At 66.8% G+C, this 23,375-nt stretch carries 24 protein-coding genes and 1 pseudogene; 18 read left to right on the top strand and 7 right to left on the bottom strand.

What is annotated here, in order from left to right:
• Positions 1–8: 8 nt before the first annotated feature.
• Both OG225_RS30505 and OG225_RS30500 read left to right on the top strand, forming a co-directional pair.
• Entirely contained in the window at positions 9–983 is a 975-nt protein-coding gene (locus OG225_RS30505; protein WP_405178368.1) for an NADPH:quinone oxidoreductase family protein, read from the top strand.
• Positions 984–1,058: 75 nt separating this feature from the next.
• Positions 1,059–2,171, top strand: coding sequence for a winged helix DNA-binding domain-containing protein (locus OG225_RS30500; protein WP_405178367.1), 1,113 nt, complete (start codon positions 1,059–1,061; stop codon positions 2,169–2,171).
• A 74-nt stretch (positions 2,172–2,245) separates the two neighbouring features.
• Here the strand turns inward: OG225_RS30500 and OG225_RS30495 are convergent, their stop codons facing one another.
• A complete protein-coding gene (locus tag OG225_RS30495) occupies positions 2,246–2,764 on the bottom strand; it encodes an Lrp/AsnC family transcriptional regulator (protein WP_405178366.1) in 519 nt (172 codons plus the stop codon).
• 166 nt (positions 2,765–2,930) lie between these two features.
• Here OG225_RS30495 and hppD point away from each other — a divergent pair, with 166 nt between their 5' ends.
• From hppD to OG225_RS30440, 11 genes and pseudogenes are all read left to right on the top strand, one after another.
• Positions 2,931–4,109, top strand: coding sequence for a 4-hydroxyphenylpyruvate dioxygenase (hppD, locus tag OG225_RS30490; protein WP_405178365.1), 1,179 nt, complete (start codon positions 2,931–2,933; stop codon positions 4,107–4,109).
• Between the two features lie 66 nt (positions 4,110–4,175).
• The gene (locus tag OG225_RS30485) at positions 4,176–4,967 is read left to right on the top strand and encodes an HAD family hydrolase (protein ID WP_405178364.1); all 792 of its coding nucleotides are present in this window, start codon (positions 4,176–4,178) and stop codon (positions 4,965–4,967) included.
• 60 nt (positions 4,968–5,027) lie between these two features.
• Complete coding sequence (locus tag OG225_RS30480) at positions 5,028–5,552, top strand: DUF3558 domain-containing protein (RefSeq protein ID WP_216908225.1); 525 nt, start codon at positions 5,028–5,030, stop codon at positions 5,550–5,552.
• Positions 5,553–5,563: 11 nt separating this feature from the next.
• Positions 5,564–6,106 (top strand): DUF3558 domain-containing protein, encoded by a 543-nt coding sequence (locus OG225_RS30475; RefSeq protein ID WP_405178363.1) that lies wholly within the window; start codon positions 5,564–5,566, stop codon positions 6,104–6,106.
• A 329-nt stretch (positions 6,107–6,435) separates the two neighbouring features.
• The gene (gene rpsL, locus OG225_RS30470) at positions 6,436–6,810 is read left to right on the top strand and encodes a 30S ribosomal protein S12 (RefSeq protein WP_109528798.1); all 375 of its coding nucleotides are present in this window, start codon (positions 6,436–6,438) and stop codon (positions 6,808–6,810) included.
• A 1-nt stretch (position 6,811) separates the two neighbouring features.
• Positions 6,812–7,282 carry a 30S ribosomal protein S7 gene (gene rpsG, locus OG225_RS30465; protein WP_040739280.1) on the top strand — a complete coding sequence of 157 codons (471 nt, stop codon included), beginning with the start codon at positions 6,812–6,814 and terminating at the stop codon, positions 7,280–7,282.
• A 245-nt stretch (positions 7,283–7,527) separates the two neighbouring features.
• A complete protein-coding gene (gene fusA, locus OG225_RS30460) occupies positions 7,528–9,630 on the top strand; it encodes an elongation factor G (RefSeq protein ID WP_109528797.1) in 2,103 nt (700 codons plus the stop codon).
• 143 nt (positions 9,631–9,773) lie between these two features.
• On the top strand, positions 9,774–10,964 hold the full coding sequence (gene tuf, locus OG225_RS30455; RefSeq protein ID WP_109528796.1) for an elongation factor Tu: 1,191 nt from the start codon (positions 9,774–9,776) through the stop codon (positions 10,962–10,964).
• 136 nt (positions 10,965–11,100) lie between these two features.
• Positions 11,101–11,418, top strand: coding sequence for an antitoxin VbhA family protein (locus OG225_RS30450; RefSeq protein WP_405178362.1), 318 nt, complete (start codon positions 11,101–11,103; stop codon positions 11,416–11,418).
• Complete coding sequence (locus OG225_RS30445) at positions 11,415–11,990, top strand: Fic/DOC family protein (RefSeq protein ID WP_405178361.1); 576 nt, start codon at positions 11,415–11,417, stop codon at positions 11,988–11,990. Before OG225_RS30450 ends, OG225_RS30445 begins: the two co-directional genes overlap by 4 nt.
• An 18-nt stretch (positions 11,991–12,008) precedes the next feature.
• Positions 12,009–12,263: pseudogene (locus OG225_RS30440) on the top strand (elongation factor Tu); the annotation flags it as partial.
• A 95-nt stretch (positions 12,264–12,358) separates the two neighbouring features.
• Here OG225_RS30440 and OG225_RS30435 read toward each other — a convergent pair.
• Complete coding sequence (locus tag OG225_RS30435) at positions 12,359–12,658, bottom strand: hypothetical protein (protein WP_405178360.1); 300 nt, start codon at positions 12,656–12,658, stop codon at positions 12,359–12,361.
• A 276-nt stretch (positions 12,659–12,934) separates the two neighbouring features.
• Here OG225_RS30435 and fusA (OG225_RS30430) point away from each other — a divergent pair, with 276 nt between their 5' ends.
• A complete protein-coding gene (gene fusA, locus OG225_RS30430; RefSeq protein WP_405178359.1) occupies positions 12,935–15,034 on the top strand; it encodes an elongation factor G in 2,100 nt (699 codons plus the stop codon).
• A gap of 107 nt (positions 15,035–15,141) precedes the next feature.
• A complete protein-coding gene (locus tag OG225_RS30425; RefSeq protein ID WP_405178358.1) occupies positions 15,142–15,948 on the top strand; it encodes an alpha/beta fold hydrolase in 807 nt (268 codons plus the stop codon).
• A 4-nt stretch (positions 15,949–15,952) separates the two neighbouring features.
• Here the strand turns inward: OG225_RS30425 and OG225_RS30420 are convergent, their stop codons facing one another.
• The 3 genes from OG225_RS30420 to OG225_RS30410 all read right to left on the bottom strand — a co-directional run bounded on the left by OG225_RS30420 (position 15,953) and on the right by OG225_RS30410 (position 18,263).
• Entirely contained in the window at positions 15,953–17,131 is a 1,179-nt protein-coding gene (locus tag OG225_RS30420; protein WP_405183419.1) for a lipase family protein, read from the bottom strand.
• Positions 17,132–17,236: 105 nt separating this feature from the next.
• Entirely contained in the window at positions 17,237–17,869 is a 633-nt protein-coding gene (locus OG225_RS30415) for a TetR/AcrR family transcriptional regulator (RefSeq protein WP_405178357.1), read from the bottom strand.
• Positions 17,870–17,906: 37 nt separating this feature from the next.
• The gene (locus OG225_RS30410; RefSeq protein WP_405178356.1) at positions 17,907–18,263 is read right to left on the bottom strand and encodes an SPW repeat protein; all 357 of its coding nucleotides are present in this window, start codon (positions 18,261–18,263) and stop codon (positions 17,907–17,909) included.
• 188 nt (positions 18,264–18,451) lie between these two features.
• On the opposite strand from OG225_RS30410, the gene OG225_RS30405 reads away from it, so the two are divergent.
• The 3 genes from OG225_RS30405 to OG225_RS30395 all read left to right on the top strand — a co-directional run bounded on the left by OG225_RS30405 (position 18,452) and on the right by OG225_RS30395 (position 21,286).
• The gene (locus OG225_RS30405) at positions 18,452–19,651 is read left to right on the top strand and encodes an NAD(P)/FAD-dependent oxidoreductase (RefSeq protein WP_405178355.1); all 1,200 of its coding nucleotides are present in this window, start codon (positions 18,452–18,454) and stop codon (positions 19,649–19,651) included.
• A gap of 96 nt (positions 19,652–19,747) precedes the next feature.
• Positions 19,748–20,509, top strand: a complete 762-nt coding sequence (locus OG225_RS30400; protein ID WP_405178354.1) for a glutamate racemase — start codon at positions 19,748–19,750, stop codon at positions 20,507–20,509.
• Between the two features lie 21 nt (positions 20,510–20,530).
• A complete protein-coding gene (locus OG225_RS30395) occupies positions 20,531–21,286 on the top strand; it encodes a DNA alkylation repair protein (RefSeq protein ID WP_405178353.1) in 756 nt (251 codons plus the stop codon).
• A 4-nt stretch (positions 21,287–21,290) separates the two neighbouring features.
• On the opposite strand, the gene OG225_RS30390 is transcribed toward OG225_RS30395, so the two are convergent.
• Complete coding sequence (locus tag OG225_RS30390) at positions 21,291–22,346, bottom strand: 2Fe-2S iron-sulfur cluster-binding protein (RefSeq protein WP_405178352.1); 1,056 nt, start codon at positions 22,344–22,346, stop codon at positions 21,291–21,293.
• A 99-nt stretch (positions 22,347–22,445) separates the two neighbouring features.
• Positions 22,446–23,069: a mycofactocin system transcriptional regulator MftR2 gene (gene mftR2 / locus OG225_RS30385; protein WP_216908244.1), complete on the bottom strand. Its 624-nt coding sequence runs from the start codon at positions 23,067–23,069 to the stop codon at positions 22,446–22,448.
• Positions 23,070–23,375 lie beyond the last annotated feature (306 nt).

Raw genomic sequence — 23,375 nt, 5'->3', positions numbered from 1 at the left:
GTCGTCGTATGCGTGCAGCCCGAGTCGCCGAACTGAAGGGTCCGGAAGCGATCGAGATCGTCGAGATCCCGGAGCCCGCCGGATACGAAGGGGCAGTCGTCATCGATGTGCACGCGGCGGGGGTGGCCTTTCCCGACGTGCTGATGACCCGGGGGCAGTACCAGATGGATCCCGGCCTCCCGTTCGTCGTCGGCGGCGAGGTCGCGGGTGTCGTGCGCGAGGCTCCCGAGGGTTCGCACGTGGCGCCGGGCGACCGGGTGGTGGCGCTGACCATGCTCGGCAACGCGGTCGCCGAGGTCGCGGTGACACCGGCGGAGATGGTGTTCAAGCTCCCGGACAACATCTCCCTCGAGGCCGGGGCGGGCATTCTCTTCAACGATCTGACGGTGCATTTCTGCCTACGCACCCGAGGCAGACTGGCACCGGGCGAAACCGTGCTCGTGCACGGCGCCGCGGGCGGGATCGGCACCTCGACGACGCGGATGGCCGTCGCGCTCGGCGCGGGCCGGGTGATCGCCGTGGTGAGTACCGAGGAGAAGGCCGAGGTCGCGCGGGCCAACGGCGCCACCGACGTGGTGCTGACCGACGGCTGGCTGGCCGCGGTGAAGGAACTGACCGACGGACGCGGCGTCGATATCGTGCTCGATCCGGTCGGCGGTGACCGTTTCACCGACAGCGTCAGGTCGCTGGCACCCGCGGGCAGGCTGCTCGTGGTCGGATTCACCGCGGGCGAGATCCCCACCGTCAAGGTGAATCGCCTGCTGTTCAAGAACGTCGAGGTGACCGGCGCGGCGTGGGGCGAATGGGTGCTGACGCATCCGGGCTACCTGCGCGAACAGTGGGCCGAGGTGGAGCCGCTGCTCGCGTCGGGCAAGATCGCGGCGCCGCTGCCGGTGGTCCACCCGCTCGAAGACGCCGCGGCCGCCGTCGCCTCGCTCGACAACCGCACGGCGAAGGGCAAGGTCGTCGTCGCGGTGCGCTGATCGCGGTGGGTGATCGGTCCGGCGCGGCCGATCACCCTCGTCGCGGAATCGGCCCGCGGGTACGGTGATCCCATCATGAAGCTGTCGAATCGGGTGCTGAATCGGACCCTGCTCGCCCGCCAGCATCTGCTGGAACGCTCGGCGCTGACCGTCGCCGAGATGTGTGACCACCTGATCGGCCTCCAGGCCCAGGACGTCCCGCCGCCGTTCACCGGATTGTGGAGCCGCATAGCCGATTTCGACCCGGAGACGATATCGGCCGGACTCGATGGGCGTTCCCTGGTCCGGATCACGCTGATGCGCGGCACCATTCACCTGGTGACCCCGCCCGACGCCCTGCGCATCGCGCCGCATATCCAGCCCGAACTCGAAAAGGCGCCGTTCCGTAAGGGTTTCAACTTCGGCGCGATGGTCGGACTCGACCCCGACGAGGTACGCGCGCACGGTGAGGCGGTCCTGGGCGACGAGCCGATGTCGGCTGCGGATATGCGGGCCGAGGCCGCGCGGCTCTACCCGGACCGCGACGCGGGAGCCGTGCTCCAGACGTGGCTGTACCAACTGCCGGTATTGCAGACCCCGCCGCGCGGGAAGTGGAAGAACAACAGCAGGCCGATCTGGTCGCGGGTGCAACCGTGGCTGGGTGCGCCGCTGGACGCGGGCTATCCGTTGGCGGAGTTGCTCGTTCGCTATCTGCGCGCGTTCGGTCCCGCGTCGACCGCGGATATGCAGACCTGGTCCAAACTCACCGGAATCAAACCCGCGCTCGACACCCTCGGCGATCGGCTGCGCACCTACACCGACGATGGCGGCCGCACCCTCTACGATCTCGCCGACGCCGAACTCGCCGATCCGGATCTGCCCGCGCCGGTGCGCCTGCTCGGGTGGTACGACAACGCCGTGCTCGCACACCAGGACCGGACCAGGATCGTCCCGCAGGGCCAGGGCACGCCGTTGCGCGCGTTCGCGACCGCCGTCGCACCGGTACTGCTCGACGGTTACGTCGCCGGGCTGTACAAGGTCTTCCCGAAGGGGCCCGCCGCGCGATTGCGGATCACGCCGAACCGGGAGTGGTCGGCGGCCGAACGCCGCGATGTCGAGGCCGAGGCACACGCGCTGCTCGCGTTCACCGAGGGCGACAAGGAACCGAGCGTGGAGATACTCGAACCGGGGGAGGATCTGCGGGTCTGACGAGCACGGCGGACATTCCCCCCGATTCGGTCGGGTTCCCGTCGTCGCGGGCGCGGAATGTCCGCGTGGGCCGGTCACTCGGACGACCGATACGCGGGCGCCTTGCTGCTGTGTGTCAGCGCGAGGGTCCGCAGCAGCGGCAACGACCGCCGGGGCACCACCGTCGACAGCACGATGACACTGTGCGATCGCACCACCGAACTGGTGCGATCGATACTGAGTAGCACCGTTTGCAATCCGGCGTGCGAATCCGCGCCGATCCGGCACAGGACATCGCCGGAGCCGGTGGTCGCGTACGCCTCCAGCACCCCGGGGATGGCGTCCAATTCGGCCGCGACCAGGTCGAGCGCGCCCTGCGCTATCTCCAGCGTGACGAATGCCTGGACATCGAAACCCGCTGCGGTGACGTCGATCTGCGGATCATAGGAGGCGATGACGCCGGACTCCTCCATCCGGCCGATCCTGGACTGGACGGTGGCGCGGGCGACCTTGGTCCGGCGCGACAATTCCAGGATTCCCGCCTTCTGGTACTCGTGCATCGCGGCGAGTATCGCCAGATCGAGTTCGTCCAGTTTCGCCGGTGTTCGAGACATGACGGCCTCCTGTGGGGCGAGGGCGAGGGCGCGGTTGCAGGCCATCCGGCCTGTGCTAGTCGAATTGTCCAGCATAATCAGTGTTCCGCTAGTCGAATTCGCCACACTGCCCACCGGTACCGAGGTCGGTTGCCCAGCGGTGGTCGGCCGGGATTTCCTTGGTCGCATGACCATCGAACAGCTGCCTTCCGCCGGTTCACCGCGTGGACTCGTCGGTCTGGTCGACCACGACGTCCACGTCGACCCGTTTCCCGTCATCGGCTGGGACGCCCTGGTCTGGGTGGTCGGCAATGCCACCCAGACCGCGCATTTCCTGCAATCGGCCTTCGGCATGACGCTGGAGGCCTATTCCGGCCCCGAGACGGGAAACCGCGACCACAAGGCGTTCGTCCTGCGCAGCGGCGCGGCCCGCTTCGTGGTGCGCGGCGCGGTCGATCCGGGCAGCGAACTGGTCGCCCACCACGATCGCCACGGCGACGGCGTCGTGGATATCGCGCTGGAGGTGGCGGAGTTGGACCGCTGCGTGGAGTGGGCGCGCGCGCACGGCGCGACGATCCTGGTCGAACCGCACGACGAGAGCGACGAATTCGGCACCGTGCGCCTCGCCGCCCTGGCGACCTACGGCGAGACCAGGCATACGCTGGTCGATCGGTCGCGCTACAACGGACCGTATCTGCCCGGGTACGTGGCGCGCGGTTCCGGCTACGAGCCGCGCGCGGGCCGTCCGGCCCGGCTGTTCCAGGCCATCGACCACGTGGTGGGCAATGTCGAACTCGGCATGATGGATCGCTGGGTGGAGTTCTACCACCGCGTCATGGGCTTCACGAATATGGCCGAATTCGTCGGCGACGATATCGCCACCGAGTATTCGGCGCTGATGAGCAAGGTCGTGGCGAACGGCAATCATCGGGTGAAGTTCCCGCTCAACGAACCCGCCGTCGGCAAGAAGCGTTCGCAGATCGACGAGTATCTCGACTTCTATCGCGGTCCTGGAGTCCAGCACATCGCCTTGGCCACCGGCGACATCCTGAACAGTGTCGATGCCCTGCGACGCGAAGGTGTCGAATTCCTCGACACCCCCGACGCCTACTATTCCGATACGGAATTGCGGGCCCGCATCGGCCACGTGCGAGTTCCCGTGGAGGAATTGCGGCGACGCGGCATTCTGGTCGACCGCGACGAGGACGGTTACCTGCTCCAGATATTCACCAAACCCGTCGGGGACCGTCCGACCGTCTTCTTCGAACTGATCGAGCGGCACGGATCGCTGGGTTTCGGCAAGGGCAATTTCAAAGCGCTGTTCCAGGCGATCGAACGCGAACAGGCCGCCAGGGGCAATCTCTAGCCGGATGTCGGCACGGCACTCCCGATTCCGGTTTCCGCGCCGCGCGCTCGTAGGGTTCACGCCATCATGCCCACATCCGATGATCCACGCGCCCATGACATTCGAGCGGTCGTCTTCGACTGGCGCGGCACCCTGGTCTGCGAACTCACGCCGTCGGGTTGGGTCCGCGAGGCCCTGCGCCGCGTCGGACGCGACCACGACGACCTCGCCGTCGCCTCGGTGCTGCGGTCCGTTCACACGCCCGAATTGCTGACGCGACTACGATCCCCGCTCGGCAATACCAGTGCCCAGCGCCACCGCGACACCTACTACGGCGTTTTCGCCGCGGCCGGTCTCGATGACGAACTCGCCGACGAACTCTGGGCCGTCGAATCGGATCCCACCTACAACCCGTTCGCCGTCGACGCCGCGCGGACTTTGTCGACCCTCGCCGAACACGGGTGCGCGATCGGCGTGCTCAGCAATATCCATTTCGACATCAGGCCGGTCTTCGACCGCGCCGGACTGCTCGATCACATCGACAGTTTCGTCCTGTCCTGCGAACGCGGTGTCCAGAAACCGGATCCGGCCATATTCCGGCTGGCGCTCGATGAACTCGGCACCGGGGCCGAGCACACGCTGATGGTCGGGGACCGGCCCTCCCGCGACGGCGTCGCCGTCGACGTCGGCATGCCGACCCTGCTCGTCCCACCGCTGACCGATTCCGCGCGCAGCAGCCTGCACCTGGTCACCATGACCGTCGGCGCGCACCGGCAGCACCCGCCCACGCGCCACGGCGACGGCAGGCGCGGGCGCGGGCGTGCGCACGGTGATCATCGGGGGCACGGTGAGCATCGCGAGCATGTCGCACTGGTGTAGCGACGATCCGGCGGCAGCGGCGCCGGAGGCGGTCGCGCCGAACACAGTAGAGTTCACGGCATGCGGATCTCGTCGGCGCTCCTCACCGGTATGGCTCTGACGCTGGTGCTGTCGGCCTGCGGCTCGGACGGTGATTCGGGCGATTCCGCCCCGCTACGCCCGCCGCCGAAGGTCGCCTCGCTCGGCCCGTTCGTCGGGGAGTGCGGTCACGTCACCGACGACGAAGTGCGCGATATCGCGGGGCTCGGGCAGGTCTCGCGCGTCTTCAAGAATTCGACGGGCTGCAACTGGCAGTCGGCCGGGTCGTCCTCGCCCAGCGTGACCTTCGCCTCCTACCGCGGCAGCCCGATCGATCGGGAGAAGGCCTGGGTGACCAGTGTCGGCCGCGCGCCGGACACCATCGAGGTCGGCGGACATCCCGGCTGGCGCGCGCTCGACCCCAGCGGAACGGTCTGCGATCTGGCGATCCAGCTCGATGACGATTTCTTCGAATGGTCTATGTCCTACGGGATCTTCCAGGCCACGGGCAATCCGTGCGACAAGACCTACAAGCTGGCCGAACTGACCGTGCAGCGGTTGAAATGAGAGGCGTGGCGATGATCGGCAGACGAGCGGGAATCGCGGTCACCGCGCTGGCGCTGGCCGCCACCGCGGCGGGATGCGGTCAGACGATCTCGGGAACCGCCTACCCCGCGGGCGGAAGTCAGTCGGTGAACACCAATTTCGACAAGCTGCTGCGCGAATGCGAAGTGGTCGAACCGGAGAAGATCGGCGAGGCGGTCGGCGACGCCACCTACGTCAGCGGTTCGTTCAACGGCGCGGTGTGCATGTGGGATGTCGAGGACGCGCCGGGCGGCAACGCCATGGTCACCCTGAACTGGTACGAGATCGGGTCGCTGAACAACGAGAAGGCCACCAACGACAAACTGGGCTACACGACCGGGAATATCACCGTGCAGGGCCGACGTTCACTGGAGACGCGCAGGCCCAACGATCCCGACTCCTGCGGTGTCACCGCCAGCGCCGCCGATACCGGTGTGGTGGGCTGGTGGATCAACTATCGGGCGGGTTCGGCCCACCCCGATCCGTGCGCGGCGGCCAAGAAACTGGTCGAGCTGACCTTGAACCTGGCCCGCTAGGCGTGTCGCTCGTGGACCCCCTTTGACCCTGTAGCGCAACCGCGAGTATCGTGGATCGCTGTGCCCGGAACCTTGCGGGCAAATTCGTGCTCTGACGTAAGCCAGCGAAAGCGGCCGACCTCTCCGGCGTGCCTGGATTCCGGGATACGCATGGCGCACGACACGCCCGACCTCGGGACGCGAGAAACGTGGTCGGACGTGCGAGTGAAGGCTCGATGAAAGCGGGATGAACGTCGGTCCGACGGGCGCGAGCCCAGGACCCGGGAATGCCGCCAACTGAACAGACATGAAGTTCCAGACACCGCGTTACTAATAAGGAAAGCCGGTCTATGCCAACCATCAACCAGCTGGTCCGCAAGGGTCGCCAGGACAAGGTCTCCAAGACCAAGACCGCGGCCCTGAAGGGGAGCCCGCAGCGTCGAGGCGTGTGCACCCGCGTGTACACCACGACCCCGAAGAAGCCGAACTCCGCGCTGCGCAAGGTCGCGCGTGTTCGCCTGACCAGCGCGGTCGAGGTCACGGCGTACATCCCGGGTGAAGGCCACAACCTGCAGGAGCACTCGATGGTGCTCGTGCGCGGCGGTCGTGTGAAGGACCTCCCCGGCGTTCGTTACAAGATCATCCGCGGCTCGCTCGACACCCAGGGCGTGAAGAACCGCAAGCAGGCCCGCAGCCGTTACGGCGCCAAGAAGGAGAAGAGCTGATATGCCACGCAAGGGCCCCGCACCCAAGCGTCCGCTGATCAACGACCCGGTCTACGGGTCGCCGCTGGTCACTCAGCTGGTCAACAAGATCCTGCTGGACGGCAAGAAGTCCACCGCCGAGCGCATCGTCTACGGCGCGCTGGAGCAGGCTCGCGAGAAGACCGGCACCGATCCGGTCGTCACCCTCAAGCGCGCGCTCGACAACGTCAAGCCCGCACTCGAGGTCAAGCCGCGCCGCGTCGGTGGCGCCACCTACCAGGTGCCGGTCGAGGTTCGTCCTGGCCGCTCCAACACCCTCGCGCTGCGCTGGCTGGTCAACTACTCGCGGGCTCGTCGTGAGAAGACCATGGTCGAGCGTCTCGCCAACGAACTGCTCGACGCCAGCAACGGCCTCGGCGCTTCGGTCAAGCGTCGCGAGGACACCCACAAGATGGCCGAGTCGAACCGGGCCTTCGCGCACTACCGCTGGTGATGCCATCCCGGCCCGTCGCTGGTGTCGGCGCCGGAAGGCACACGGCAGGAACGGTCGGGGTCCGGTGGCGGCAGCCAGTCGCCACCACGTAGGACCCGACGGAACCTGCCTGGTCGATACAGTCGGGCGGGGCACCCAGGTGTCGCTTCCGGCGTTGACATAGCGATGACCCGACAAGGGTCTCGTACCACAAGAACACAATCCCAACTAGCTGATCTACGACAAGCAGAGCGGGGAAGATTTCCGTGGCACAGGACGTGCTCACCGACCTGAACAAGGTCCGCAACATCGGCATCATGGCCCACATCGATGCCGGTAAGACCACCACTACCGAACGCATCCTCTTCTACACCGGCATCACCTACAAGATCGGTGAGGTCCATGACGGCGCGGCCACCATGGACTGGATGGAGCAGGAGCAGGAGCGTGGCATCACCATCACCTCCGCTGCCACCACCTGCTACTGGAACGACAACCAGATCAACATCATCGACACCCCCGGGCACGTCGACTTCACCGTAGAGGTGGAGCGGTCGCTGCGCGTGCTCGATGGCGCCGTCGCGGTCTTCGACGGTAAAGAAGGCGTCGAGCCCCAGTCCGAGCAGGTGTGGCGTCAGGCCGACAAGTACAACGTGCCGCGTATCTGCTTCGTCAACAAGATGGACAAGCTCGGTGCCGATTTCTACTTCACCGTGCAGACCATCAAGGACCGCCTCGGCGCGCGTCCGCTGGTTCTCCAGCTGCCGATCGGCGCCGAGGACACCTTCGAGGGCATCGTCGACCTGGTCGAGATGAACGCGAAGGTCTGGAAGGGCGAGACCAAGCTCGGCGAGAAGTACGAGGTCGAGGAAATCCCGGCCGATCTCAAAGAGCGTGCCGAGCAGTACCGTCAGGAACTGCTCGAGACCGTGGCCGAGTCCGACGAGGCGCTGCTCGACAAGTTCGCCAACGAGGAAGAGCTCACGATCGAGGAGATCAAGGGCGCCATCCGCAAGATGACGGTCAACTCCGAGCTCTACCCGATCCTGTGTGGTTCGGCGTTCAAGAACAAGGGCGTTCAGCCCATGCTCGACGCCGTGATCGACTACCTGCCCACGCCGCTGGACGACGGTGGCACCGACGGTCACGTCCCGGGTAAGGAAGAGGAGATCATCCACCGCGAGGCGAGCGTCACCGCGCCGTTCTCGGCGTTGGCGTTCAAGATCGCCGTGCACCCCTTCTTCGGCAAGCTGACCTACGTCCGGGTGTACTCGGGCAAGGTCGACTCCGGCGCCCAGGTCATCAACTCGACCAAGGGCAAGAAGGAGCGTCTGGGCAAGCTCTTCCAGATGCACTCCAACAAGGAGAACCCGGTGGGCGAGGCCCAGGCGGGCCACATCTACGCGGTCATCGGTCTGAAGGACACCACGACCGGCGACACCCTGTGCGATCCGCAGAACCAGATCGTGCTGGAGTCCATGACCTTCCCGGATCCGGTCATCGAGGTCTCGATCGAGCCGAAGACCAAGTCCGACCAGGAGAAGCTGGGCACCGCGATCCAGCGTCTCGCCGAAGAGGATCCGACCTTCTCGGTGAAGCTGGACGACCAGACCGGTCAGACCATCATCGGCGGCATGGGCGAACTCCACCTGGACATCCTGGTGGACCGCATGCGTCGCGAGTTCAAGGTCGAGGCCAACGTCGGCAAGCCACAGGTGGCCTACCGCGAGACCATCACCAAGAAGGTCGAGAAGCTCGAATTCACCCACAAGAAGCAAACGGGTGGCTCGGGTCAGTTCGCGAAGGTGATCATCGCCCTCGAGCCGTTCGTCGGCGAGGACGGTGCGCACTACGAATTCGAGAACAAGGTCTCCGGTGGTCGCGTCCCGCGCGAGTACATCCCTTCGGTGGACGCCGGTGCGCAGGATGCCATGCAGTACGGTGTGCTCGCCGGATACCCGCTGGTCAACCTCAAGGTGATCCTGCTCGACGGTGCTTACCACGACGTCGACTCCTCGGAGATGGCGTTCAAGATCGCCGGCTCGCAGGCCCTCAAGGAAGCGGCCCGCAAGGCCGGTCCGGTGATCCTCGAACCGCTCATGGCGGTCGAGGTCATCACGCCCGAGGATTACATGGGCGAAGTGATCGGCGACCTGAACTCCCGCCGTGGCCAGATCCAGGCCATGGAGGAACGCAGTGGTGCCCGTGTCGTCAAGGCGCTGGTTCCGCTCTCGGAGATGTTCGGCTACATCGGTGACCTGCGGTCGAAGACCCAGGGCCGGGCGAACTACTCCATGGTGTTCAACTCGTACGCGGAGGTTCCGGCCAACGTGTCGAAGGAGATCATCGCCAAGGCGACCGGCGAGTAGTACCTGTTCGGGGCCGAGTTGCGCGCTAGTGGCAAACTTGGCCCCGGCAACCGGGCGCATGTTCCACCCGATCCCCGCGCCCGCGGGGATGATCCACGCACTGCTGCAACTGCACGCACCAACAAGTCCAGGAGGACACCAAAGTGGCGAAGGCGAAGTTCGAGCGGACGAAGCCGCACGTCAACATCGGCACCATCGGTCACGTCGACCACGGCAAGACCACGCTGACTGCAGCGATCACCAAGGTGCTGGCTGACAAGTACCCGGATCTGAACGAGGCCTCGGCCTTCGATCAGATCGACAAGGCGCCGGAGGAGAAGGCTCGTGGTATCACGATCAACATCTCCCACGTCGAGTACCAGACCGAGAAGCGCCACTACGCGCACGTCGACGCCCCGGGTCACGCCGACTACATCAAGAACATGATCACCGGTGCGGCGCAGATGGACGGCGCCATCCTCGTGGTCGCGGCGACCGACGGCCCGATGCCGCAGACCCGCGAGCACGTGCTGCTCGCCCGTCAGGTCGGCGTGCCCTACATCCTGGTCGCACTGAACAAGTCCGACATGGTCGACGACGAGGAAATCCTCGAGCTCGTCGAGATGGAGGTCCGCGAGCTGCTGGCTTCGCAGGAGTTCGACGAGGATGCCCCCGTCGTGCGCGTGTCCGGTCTGAAGGCGCTCGAGGGCGACCCGAAGTGGACCGAGTCGGTGCTGGAACTGATGGCTGCCGTCGACGAGTCCATCCCGGACCCGGTTCGTGACACCGAGAAGCCGTTCCTGATGCCGGTCGAGGACGTGTTCACCATCACCGGTCGTGGCACCGTCGTCACCGGTCGTGTCGAGCGCGGCATCATCAACGTGAACGAAGAAGTCGAGATCGTCGGCATCAAGCTCGAGAAGACCAAGACCACGGTCACCGGTATCGAGATGTTCCGCAAGCTGCTCGACCAGGGCCAGGCGGGCGATAACGTCGGTCTGCTGGTTCGTGGCATCAAGCGCGAAGATGTCGAGCGCGGCCAGGTCGTCGTCAAGCCGGGTACCACCACCCCGCACACCGAGTTCGAGGGCCAGGCGTACATCCTGTCCAAGGACGAGGGCGGCCGCCACACCCCGTTCTTCAACAACTACCGTCCGCAGTTCTACTTCCGTACCACGGACGTGACCGGCGTCGTTACCCTCCCCGAGGGCACCGAGATGGTCATGCCGGGCGACAACACCGAGATGCTGGTCAAGCTGATCCAGCCGGTCGCCATGGACGAGGGCCTGCGCTTCGCCATCCGCGAAGGTGGCCGCACCGTCGGTGCCGGTCGCGTCACCAAGATCATCAAGTGATTTCCTGAATCGCTGATCTCTCCGAACGGCGTCGCTCCCACGGGAGCGGCGCCGTTCCGCGTTTCGAGTTATCCGGTCAGAACGCTATTGCGGTCGCGCTGATCCCAATGTGTACACACTCGGGTACGCTATAGTCATGCTGATCGAAACTCTGTCGGTGCGCGAGGCGCGCGAACAACTCTCCGGAGTGCTGGAGCGGTTTCGCCGCGGTGACCGCACGCCAGTGGGTGTCGGCTCCCACCGCAGAACTGAGGCGGTGGTAGTGCCGGTCGAAGTATTCGAAGAATTGACTGCGGAACGTGCTCAATCGGTACGGCAAGCGTCGGCTTCGATTCGGGCCGAAGGGCTTTCACCCAGCTCGGATGCCGACGCGATTCTGCGACAGTGGGAACAGGGCCAGATCAGTACTGTCCAGATGCGTGAGCAGGTGCGGCGCTTGCACGGTCTGCAGTGACTGCAGATCCCTACGTCGACCCCGAGTCGGGTGTGCTGCGCAACCGCCTCGGCATTGTCGACGCTGATTTGCTCCGCCGGGTCGAATCGGATCTGAGTTTTGCCGCGCTGGCGGACTTGGGAACCAGGATTCTGCCGGGAAGCTACGATCTCGATCATCTTCGCGCATTCCACCGGGAGATTTTTGGTGACCTGTTCTTCTGGGCAGGTGAGATTCGTGTTGTCGGAATTGCGAAATCGGACCCATTTTGTTTACCGCAGCATATCGAACCTTACTCAGCGGATGTGTTCGACGGGCTTGCGAAGGAGCGGTATCTGCAGGGGTGCACGCGCACCGAGTTCATCGAACGCCTGACACACTATTTTTCTGAAGTAAATGCAATTCATCCTTTTCGTGAGGGCAATGGGCGCACGCAACGAGCTTTCTTCCGGCAGCTCGGTCGCGAGGCAGGTTGGGATATCGACTGGGCTTCGCTTGATCGTGACGATAATATTCGCGCCTCGATCGCGTCGGTGCGCGGCAATAATGCTCCACTCGGTGACCTTCTCGCCTCGTTGATCAGACAGGTTTGAGCGAGACCGGCCTTCATCATCCTGTCCAAGGACGAGGGCGGCCGCCACACCCCGTTCTTCAACAACTACCGTCCGCAGTTCTACTTCCGTACCACGGACGTGACCGGCGTCGTTACCCTCCCCGAGGGCACCGAGATGGTCATGCCGGGCGACAACACCGAGATGCTGGTCAAGCTGATCCAGCCGGTCGCCATGGACGAGGGCCTGCGCTTCGCCATCCGCGAAGGTGGCCGCACCGTCGGTGCCGGTCGCGTCACCAAGATCATCAAGTGATTTCCTGAATCGCTGATCTCTCCGAACGGCGTCGCTCCCACGGGAGCGGCGCCGTTCCGCGTTTCCGCAGTTCGGCGCTGGCGTGTCGGAAGTTCCTAGGGACTTTCCTGCCCACCGCGGATCTCGACCAGTTCCTCGCCGAGCTGGTCGCGGTGGCCCAGGGGGCGGCAGCGCTGGAAAATCTCGCGCCCCTCGCCATCCTGTTGACGCAATGGCGGCAAGCCCGGGCCGCTCCGCCCGCGATCTTTGCCTGTCCGATTATGCGTTTCGTAGGCGAATACCCTACGAAACGCGTACTTCTCGCCGTCGACACGGATCGTGGGATGCTCTCCGCCCGAGTTGTGCGATCCGGTCCACGGTCGGTCGATATGTGCCGCGGATTCATGCAGATCCATCCACAGGGAGCTGTGGTGACTTGTGGACAAATACGGAACAGCGGTGACGGCGCCGTTGCGCCGACGCTGTCCCCCGCGATATTCGGTCGACAGTGGACACCGCAGAGGGGTACAAACGAGCCATGGTTACAGCAGGTCCGCGCGCGCGGTAGTCGAAGGCAGTGTCGTGGTGGCGCTGTTCGCGCCGCGCTGACACGCTCGTGCCGTCACCGGAACGCGTCAACTCGGCGAGCGTCTTTCTCTGGACGAAACCAGTTGATGGAGTGGGGGATTCCCATGACGCATGCTATTTCCACCGATCCGGTCCGGGTCCGCAATATCGGGATCACGGCGCATATCGATGCCGGGAAGACGACGACGACCGAACGCATCCTGTTCTACGCGGGTGTCACCTACAAGATCGGTGAGGTGCACGACGGGAACGCGGTGATGGATCGGATGGCGCAGGAGCGCGAGCACGGAATCACCATCGCCGCCGCGGCGACGACCTGTTTCTGGAACGACTGCCAGATCAATCTCATCGATACGCCGGGCCACGTCGATTTCACCGTCGAGGTGGAACGGTCGTTGCGGGTACTCGACGGCGCGGTCGCGGTTTTCGACGCCAAGGAAGGGGTCGAGCCGCAGACGGAGCAGGTGTGGCGTCAGGCCGACAGGTACGGCGTGCCGCGGATCTGTTTCGTGAACAAGATGGACAAGGTCGGCGCGGACTTCCTGTTCACCGTTCGGAGCATCGAGGAACGGCTCGGGGCGACCCCGCTGGTGATCCAGCTGCCGATCGGCGCCGAGGGCGATTTCGAGGGCATCATCGACCTGGTCGAGATGACCGCGAAGGTGTGGCGCGGCGATACCGGGCTGGGCCGACGGTTCGAGGTCGTCGAGATACCGGTCGAACTGCGCGAGCGGGCGGCGCGTTACCGCGCGCTGCTGTTGGAAGCGGTCGCGGAGGCGGATGACGTGATGCTCGAGCATTTCGTGGCGGGCACGCAACCGTCCGTCGCGGAACTGAAGGCCGCGATCCGGGGGCTGACGGTGCGTTCGTCGGCGTATCCGGTGCTGTGCGGGTCGGCGTTCAAGAACAAGGGCGTGCAGCCGATGCTCGACGCGGTCGTCGACTACCTGCCCTCGCCGTTGGACGCGGGCGGCGCGGACGGATATCGCCACGATGACGAACTCGCGGTCGTGCACCGGGACGCGACGGTCGACGAACCGTTCACGGCACTGGTGTTCAAGGTCGCGGCGCATCCGCACTTCGGCAGGCTCACCTACCTGCGGGTGTACGCGGGTAGTGTCGAAAGCGGTGCCGCCGTTGTCAATTCGACGAAGGGACGAAAGGAGCGGATGGGCAGACTGTTCCAGATGCATTCCGATCGGGAGATCCCGATCGAGCGGGCGCGGGCCGGGCAGATCTGCGCCGTCGTCGGTCTGAAGAACACCACGACCGGTGACACCCTGTGCGATCCGGACGATCCGATCGTGCTGGAGCCGATGACCTTCCCGGAGCCGGTGCTCGAGGTGTCCGTCGCGCCGAGGACCGCCTCCGATCAGGAGCGGCTCGCGACCGCGATCCAATGGTTCACCGAGGAGGATCCGACGCTGTCGGTCACGGTCGACGCCGAGACCGGTCAGACCGTCCTCGGCGGCATGGGCGAACTGCATCTGGAGATCGTCCTCGACCGGATCCGGCGGGAATTCCGGGTCGAGGCCGATACCGGTAAGCCGCGGGTGGCCTACCGCGAGACCGTCACGACCGCCGTGGACCGGCACGAGCACCTCCATCGCAAGCAGGTGGGCGGGCACGGCCAGTTCGCGAAGGTGGTGATCGCGGTGGTGCCGTTCGTCGGCGCGGACGGCGCGGTCTACGAATTCGAGAGCCGGGTGACCGGCGGCCGGGTGCCCAAGGAGTACATCCCAGCGATCGACGCGGGTGCGCAGGACGCGCTGCGCTGCGGTGTGCTCATCGGCGCCCCGGTGGTGAATGTGCGGGTGGTGTTGCTCGACGGCGCGGCACACGCACAGGATTCCTCGGAGCTCGCGTTCCGGATCGCGGGCGCGCAGGCGGTGCGTGACGCGCTCGCGTCGGCACGTCCGGCGTTGCTGGAGCCGGTGATGGCGGTGGAGGTGGTCACTCCACCGGAGTACCTCGGCGAGGTCATCGGTGATCTGAACGCGCGGCGCGGCCGGATCACGGCGATGGCGGAGCGTGGCGGGGTCCGTGTCGTGACGGCACTGGTGCCGCTGCGGGAGATGTTCGGCTACATCGGCGACCTGCGGTCGCGGACCCAGGGCCGGGCGAACTACGCCATGGTCTTCGATTCGTACGCGCGGGTGCCCGACGAGGTGGCCGCACGGCTGATCGCGAAGAATCCGGGCTGACCGGTCGAACGGCGTCGTCCCTCGGGGCGGCGCCGTTCGGGCGCGACAGGTGGACCCGTGACGATCTTGTCCGACGCGATCGCGCGGTCTCGGTGACCATGGAGTGCATGAGCAAGCTCGATGTCGAATTCGCGGTCGCCACCGGCGCGCTCGCCGACGATCTGCCCTATTTCGCGTTCGGTGCGGGCAGGCCGCTGGTCTTCCTGCGCTGGTTCAGTCCCGACCACGCGAATCCGACCGGATGGACACGGAATTCCGAGATCAGGACGCTGGCCGGGCTGGCGCGGCGGTTCCGGGTCTACGCGGTGAGTCGCGCGCCCGGGATGGCGGCGGGGACGACGATGGCCGATATCGCGGATCAGCACGCGCGGGCGCTGCGATCGGAATTCGGCGGCCCGGTGGATGTGCTCGGTATCTCCTCGGGCGGTTCGGTGGGTCTGCAACTGGCCGCCGATCATCCGGATTCGGTGCGCCGCCTGGTGGTGGCGGCGGCCGGATACCGGTTGGAGGAGCGGGCGCGCGCCGATCAGCTCGGATACGCCGAGGCCGCCGCGGCCGGGCATCGCGCGCTGCACCATATGGCCCCGCATTCGTCGCGGGTGCGGGACCGGCTGCTCACCGCGGCCATGTGGCTGGCCGATCCCTTCCTGCGGCCGGTCGATCCGGCCGACACCCTGGCGTTCGTGCGCGCCGAGGACGCCTTCGACCTGTCGGGTCGACTCGGCGAGATCGAGGCGCCCACCCTGGTGATCGGCGGTGAGCGCGACGAGTACTACCCGACCGCGAATTTCCGCCGGACCGCCGACGGCATTCCGCGGTCGCACCTGATCATCTACCCGGCTGTCGGGCATATCGGCGCGATCACGCACCGCCGGTTCGCCCGTGACATCGCCGAATTCCTCGACGCGGAATGAGCTTTCAGCAGTTCGACGGCGCCGGTTCGCCACGGAAGCGGGCATCGAGCCAGCCGAGGACGAAGGGCACGCCGAGCACGGCCGTCGACATGTGTTCGGGAGATATCGTCGTATCCGCTTGCAGCCGTACGCCCGCGTCGCAGTACCGCCGGTTCGTGGCGACGATCGAATCCACCGGGATCAACGGGTCGGACGCGGAATGCCATTCGTAGACGGGGATTCTCGGCACCCCGTCGAAGAATTCGAGACTGTTCTCCTCCAACACCGCCCTGGCGTCTCGGTTCGTCATCAGCGACATATTGCTCGCGAAATCCATCACGCTCTTTCCCGCGCCGACGGCGAGAATTTCGTTGGTACATCCGTTCGCGAGGACATCCCGGGCCCACAGCCCCCGGGGATTCAGCGATTCACCGATCGGCAAACGGTCCGGATATTCGCGTTCGAGACCGATCGCGGCGGCCATGATCAAACCGAAGGCCGGGTGTGGATTGGTGTTCACCGCTTCGATCATCCGCACCAGATTCGTCGGCACCCCGCCCGCCGCCGCGCCGACGATATCGAGTTCGGGCGCGTAGGTCGGCGCGAGCGCGGCCGCCCACGCGGTCGCCATGCCGCCGCCGGAATAGCCCGCCATGGCGACGGGGCTGCGGTGCAGGTTCAGCCCTGGCACCGCACGCGCGGCGCGGATTCCGTCCAGTGTGATCTGCCCGCCGAGCCTGGCGGCGCCGTAGGCGAAGGTGGGGCCGAGGTGGTCGGGCAGGGCGACGCTCCACCCGCGCGCGAGCACCGCGTTCAGCGCGACGGCCTCGCGGACCTGCAAATTCGGATCGGGACTGTAGAGGACTCGCGAGACAGCGCATCGTGGGCCGAGCGCGTTGATGATGTGCTGGTAGGACAGCAGCGGTCCGTCGGGGACGCGCCACTGCGGGGTGAGCAGGGTCGAGGTCGCCGCGATGGGAAGACCCTGTGAATTCGTCGAGCGGAATTTCACCAGGGTCACCGCGGTGCCGGGAAACATCGCCAGCGGCGGCATCGGGCGGGTTTCGAGTACTTCACCCGGCGATTTCTCGGCGATATCGGCGGGGGCCGCGTAGATGGGGTCGGGATCGGGTGTCGGATAGAGCGGAACGGCCCCGGCACTGCCGGGGCCGAACAGGGATATCACGGTAGCGCCCGAGAGCAGCGCGGCGCCTATGGCGCGAAATACATGATTTCGATCTTTGGTCGGAATCTGCACGCGCGATGAATATCACGCGCGCGCGGACGAAATCGTGGACACGCGCGCGGTTCAGCCAAGTTGTGTCATCCCCGCCGCGACCACCCTGGCGACCTCGGCGATGTCGTCGGCCGACGGTGACGCCATTCCGTCGAGCGTGTGCAACCGATCCGTGCCCGCCATGGCGAACATCGCCGAGACCCACGTGGCGGCCGCGGCGCTCACGGTGCCTGGCCGCACCGCGACCGGGGTGCTGGCCCGCAGCACCCGCGCGGTGACGTCGAGCAGTTGGTCACGCAGGTGGCGCAGCTGACGCCGCACGTCCGGGTGTGTGTCGGCCTCGCGCCACATGATGACCCGCAGCACCGAGGAATCGTGATCGCGCAGATTCAGCGCGTTGTCGAGATTGACCAGACTCCGCGCCGGATCGCCCGGTGCGACCACGGTGTCGATATCGCCGACGGGGTGGGCGGGCACCCGTTCGGTCATCAAGGTGGACAGGATCGAATCCTTGGTGGGGAAGTAGTAGAAGACCAGACCCTTGGGCACGCCGGCGGTGGAGGCGATGGCCGCGGTCGCCGTCGCGTCGAACCCCTGGGCCGCGAAGAGTTCCTCGGCGGCGTCCAGGATGAGGCCGCGGGCGTCGCCGTCGATCTTGGCGCTCCGACGACGCCCGCCCGCCCGCCGCGGTTTCGGCATCTGCATCGGTGGCGCGCCCCACCTTCCGCTGTCCGGCCCCGCGTCAGTGGTGCGCCGCGGTGCGGTGCATACGTGCCGACATCGCTGGCAGCGCCGCAACGGCGACCACGACGGTCACCACTCCCACGACCCACGCGGTCCAGGATGCGCCCCGATAGGCGGTGAAGTCCATCGCCCACGGCGCGAGGAACAGCAGCACGCCGAACAGGCCCATGGCGTAGTCCAGCGCGCCCATGGCGGGCCGATAGATCTGCGCGGCGCCGGTGAGTGCGATCAGGACGCCCAGCACCACCAGTGACCACACGGCGCGGTCGTTGGTGTCGACCCACAGCGGCGTCAGCGCCGCGATGGCGCCGAGCACGACGGCGAGGCCGTCCTGGGCGCGGTTCTCGGTGAACATGGTATGCCTCCTCGGGCTCGAAAATATGTCCTGACCTCGGTATAGTCCTGATTGACCGAGCGGTCGATATCGGAGCGGACACGATTGGGCCGCGACATCGCTGGCACCGTGGCGGGGAGGTAGCGACCCACCTCGGTCGGAGCGAGAGTTATGGTGCTGGGTAACAGTTGGGTGAAGGGATGGCCGCAATGACAGCGCCGATCGTGATCATCGGGGCAGGCCTCGCCGGCCTGCGCACCGCCGAGGAACTTCGTCGTGCGGGTTACGAGGGCGAACTCGTCCTCGTCGGGGAGGAACCGCGGTTGCCCTACGACCGGCCGCCGCTGTCGAAGCAGTTCGTGCGCGGCGAAACCGACGACACCACCCTGCGGCCCGCCGAATTCTTCGACGAGAAGGCCATCGAGGTGCGCCTGGGCGCGGGAGCCACCGGTGTCGACACCGCGGCCCGCACGGTGGCGCTGGCCGACGGCAGCACCGTCGAATACGACAAACTCATCATCGCGACGGGCCTGCGCCCGCGCCGGATACCCGGCCTTCCGGAGCTGAAGGGCGTGCACGTGCTGCGCGACCACTCCGACGCCGCCGCGCTGCGCGACGAACTGAAGAGCGCGAGGACCGCCCTCGTGGTCGGCGCGGGATTCATCGGCTGCGAACTGGCGTCGAGTTTCCGTGACAGCGGCGTCGAGGTGGTGTTGATCGAACCGCAGCCGACCCCGCTGGCGTCGGTGCTCGGCGAGAAGATCGGCGCGCTGGTCGCCCGGCTGCACACCGCCAAGGGCGTCGATCTGCGTTGCGGTACCGGCCTGGACACCCTGCTCGGTGACGACGAGGGTCGGGTGCGCGGCGCGCGGCTGGCCGACGGCACCGAGGTCGCCGCGGATCTGGTCGTCATCGGCGTCGGTTCGCGACCGGCCACCGAATGGCTCACCGATTCCGGTATCGAACTGGCTGAACCCACCGCGGGCGGCGGTGTGCTCGCCGACGAGGTGGGCCGGACCTCCACCGAGGATGTCTGGGCGCTGGGCGACGTCGCGGCGTGGCTGCACGAGACCGGACAGCGCAAGCGGGTCGAGCACTGGACCAATGCCGGTGAGCAGGCAAAACTGCTCGCCTGCGCGATGCTCGGGGTCGATGTGCCCTCGATCGCGCGGGTACCGTATTTCTGGAGCGACCAGTACGACCTCAAGATCCAGGCGCTCGGTACGCCCGGCGCGGGCGACGACGTCGACATCGTCACCGACGACGGCCGTAAGTTCCTCGCGTACTACTCCCAGGGCGGCAACCTCACCGGTGTGGTCGGCGCGGGTGTGACGGCCCAGGTCATGAAGGCTCGCGCCAAGATCGCCGCAGGCGCGCCCGTCGCCGATCTGCTGACTCCGACGACCTGACGCGCCGATGCCGCCGTCGGACCCGGCCGGTGCGTCACCACGGTGGCGACTCCGGCCGTGTCCGGGCGCGCTGCGGCCTGTAATACGGTGGTCGGTGTGATCGTCGCGCTCATCGATTCCGGATTGGGATTACTGCCAACGGCGGCATGGTTGCGCAAACTGCGTCCGGATGTCGATCTGCTCCTGCAACTGGATCCCGATGGCGCGCCGTGGGGACCGAAGCCGGAGCCGTGGGTGATCGACCGCGTGGTCGACGCCGCGCGCACCTCCCTGCGTCACGGCGCGGAAGTGATCGTGCTGCCCTGCAATACCGCCAGTGTGACCGCGCTCGAACAGGTGCGCGCCGAGGTCGGCCCCGGCGTGCCGGTCATCGGGACCGTGCCCGCGATCAAACCGGCGGCCGCGGTCTGCGCTTCGGTGGCCGTCTGGGCGACCGCCGCCACCACCGCGAGCCGGTACCAAGCGGATCTGATCGCGAGATTCGGGGGCGGGGCGAAGGTGATCGGCGTCGCCTGTCACGGCCTCGCCGACGCCATCGACGGCGGAGATCTGTTGGCGGCCAAGGAATCCATCGCCGCCGCTGCCGCCGAGACACCCGACGACGTCGAGGGTGTCGTGCTCGGCTGCACCCACTACCCGCTCGTCGTCGACGACATCCTCGCGGCGCTGCCCGTTGGCGTGCGCCTGTTCGACAGCGCGCAAGCCGTCGCCGCCCAGACCATCCGGCGGATGGACGCGCTCGGGCGGCCGAGGACGGGCAGCGGTGCGGTGCACGTGCTCAACAGCGGCCGTCCTGGCGAATTACCCTGGGGCGCGGCGGCTTTCGAGTCCGGGCGGGTGCTCGGCGCCGAACTCTGATCGGACGAGGAGGAATTCGCGATGACCGATCCCGGCCCGACCGATCTCGAGCCGACCGCGACCGACGTGACCCTCGCGCTGGCCGACGTGGCCGATCCCGACGACGCGAGCGGACTCGGACGCTTCTTCAAGACCGGTCCGGGCGAATACGGCGAGGGCGATGTGTTCATCGGTGTCCGGGTGCCCGCCACCCGCGCCGTCGCGAAACGGTTCGCGGCGTTGCCGCTCGCCGAGATCGACGCGCTGCTCGACAGCGCGGTGCACGAGCACCGGTTGGCGGCGCTGGTCATCCTCAACACGCGTTTCGCGAAGGCGGCCAAGCCGCGCACGCTGGATATCGACGCGCAGGCCGAGATGGTCCGGCTCTATCTCGACGCCGTGTATCGGGGGCGGGTGAACAACTGGGACCTCGTAGACGCCTCCGCTGAGAACATCCTCGGCCCGTGGCTGCTGGACCGGCCACGGGATCTGCTCTTCGAACTGGCCCGCTCCGAATCCCTCTGGGAGCGGCGGGTCGCGCTGCTCACCACCTTCGCCTTCATCAAGGCGGGCGACGCGTCGACGACATTCGCTCTCGCCGAGCGACTGCTGACCGATCGGCGCGATCTGATCCAGAAGGCACTCGGCTGGATGTTGCGCGAAGTCGGCAAGCGGATCGACCGTGCCCTGCTGACCGGCTTCCTCGACGGCCACGCCGCCGCGATGGGCCGGACCGCGCTCGGCTACGCCACCGAACATCTGGATCCGGCCGACCGGGCGGCCTACCGCGCGCTGTAGCGGCTCAGAACTGGATCTCGAGGTGGTCGGTGACCGGTCGCGCCTGGCAGCCGAGGATGTAGCCGTTCTCGATGTCCTCGGGGTCGAGGATTTCGGAATTGGCCATCTCCACCTTGCCCCGCAGCACCGTGCACGCGCAGGAGCCGCATTCGCCCTCCTGGCACGAATACGGCACGTCCAGGCCGGCGGCCAGCATGATGTCGACCAGCGTCCGGTTGCGCGGCCAGCTCAATTCGTGCACCTGCCCGTCGAGTTCCACCTCGACGGTGGCGGCGTCGGCGGCCTCCGCGTCGCTGACCCGCACCGGGGCCTGATCGGCGAACGGGTCGCCGGCCAGCGAGTTGAATACCTCGGCGTGGGTGCGTGATCTCGGCACGTCGAGCCTGCCGAGTGCGTCGTGCACCCGGTCCATGAAGGGTTTCGGCCCGCACATGAAGGCGTGGTAGGCGCTGTAGGGGGCGACGAGGGTCGCCAGGCCGTCCGCGGTCGGCAGCCCCTGGAGATTCTCCAGCCAGTGGATGACCACGAGCCGCTGCGGATGTTTGGCGGCGAGTTCGCCGAGTTCGCCCGCGAAGATCACTCCGTCGGGATCGCGGTTGGCGTAGACGAGCACGATCCGCCCGCCGCCGCGCGCGAGCGCCGATTTGAGAATCGACATCACCGGGGTGATGCCGCTGCCCGCGCCGAAGAGCAGCAGATCCTGGTCGAGATCCTTGGGGGTGAACACGCCCGACGGCGGCAGCACCTCGATGCTGTCACCGGCTTTGACGTTGTCGCATACCCAGTTCGAGCCGTAGCCGCCCGCCGTGCGTTTCACGGTGACCTTGGGCTTGTCGTCGGTGTGCGGTGAACTGGCCAGCGAATAGCAGCGTGCCACCGAGCCGGTGAGATCGCTGGGGATCCGCAGCGTCAGGAACTGTCCGGGCTTGTACTCGAACTTGTCCCGCGATTCCTCCGGCACGTCGAAGACGATCGAGCAGGCGTCGGCGGTCTCGGTGATGACGGCGGCGACCCGCAGCACGACCGAACGCGATCCGTGCGATACCTCGACGGTGGTCATGACCGGACCTCGTGGCGGCTCGCTTCGGCGGCCCGCTGGCTGCGCTCGTTCACTCTCGTCCTTTCGAACGTGGCGGCAAAACTAGAACGTGTTTCAGTTTCATCGTACGTCGGCGTCCGGCCGATGGACAAGCTGGGCCTCGAGCCCGGCGACGAGCACCTCCATCCCGAAGTTGTAGGAGTACTTGCCGCGCAGGTCCGGCAGGTACTTCGCGGCCCGCGCCACCACCTCGGGCAGGGCCACATCCGACAGCGCGGCGCTGTCGCGCGGATTGACCCGGCTGCGCCCGAACAGATACGTGTGGATCGTGGCATACGCGGCGAGCACGTCGCGGTCGGTGAATCCCGCGTCGAACAGGATCTCCATGATCGCGGTGATCAGGTCGAGCTGTTTGCCGAGCATCTGCTCGATCAGCACATCGCCGAGGCCGGGGTGTTTGCGCAACTTCTCGTCGATCTGGTCGATGAGATCGCGCAGCCGCCGCTGCCACGGCGCGGAATCCGGCGGTGACGTGCGCACTCCGGTCAGCGCGGCGGTGGCGACCAGATCGAGCAGCTCCCGCTTGTCGGCGACGTAGTAGTACGGGGCCATCGGGGAGACGCCGAGTTCGCGGGAGAGTCGCCGCATGGATAGCTTCTCCACGCCGTCCTCACGCACCACACGCAACGCGGCCTCGACGATCTCGGACTCCGACAGTGTGCTGCCGCCCCCGCTCGTCTGCATTCGTCCGACTCCCATGCCACCTCTACCACCGCGGGACGCTGCGATTCCTCGACGCCCGGCACGAACCTGTCCAGCTGCTTACCCCCGGAATTCTAGAGTGCGCGGACCCGGTCCGGTCCCGCCGCCGCAGACCGGCCCCACCGCGTGTGCGCCCCGGCCCCCGGTCCGGTCCCGCGCGCGCCGTCGAGACGGCTGTCACGCGTTCCCGTTCACAGCGGCGCGGGCCGGATCTTCGCGCCACGCCGTGGATCCGAGCGTTCACGGGATCCGGCGGGGGTGAGATGATCGTCGGCGCGTCCGAGCACG

The organism is Nocardia sp. NBC_01377 (assembly GCF_045040005.1).
Lineage (GTDB): Bacteria > Actinomycetota > Actinomycetes > Mycobacteriales > Mycobacteriaceae > Nocardia > Nocardia noduli.
Note: the sequence above shows the minus strand (reverse complement) of the source record. Positions and strands in the feature narration are given on the sequence as shown.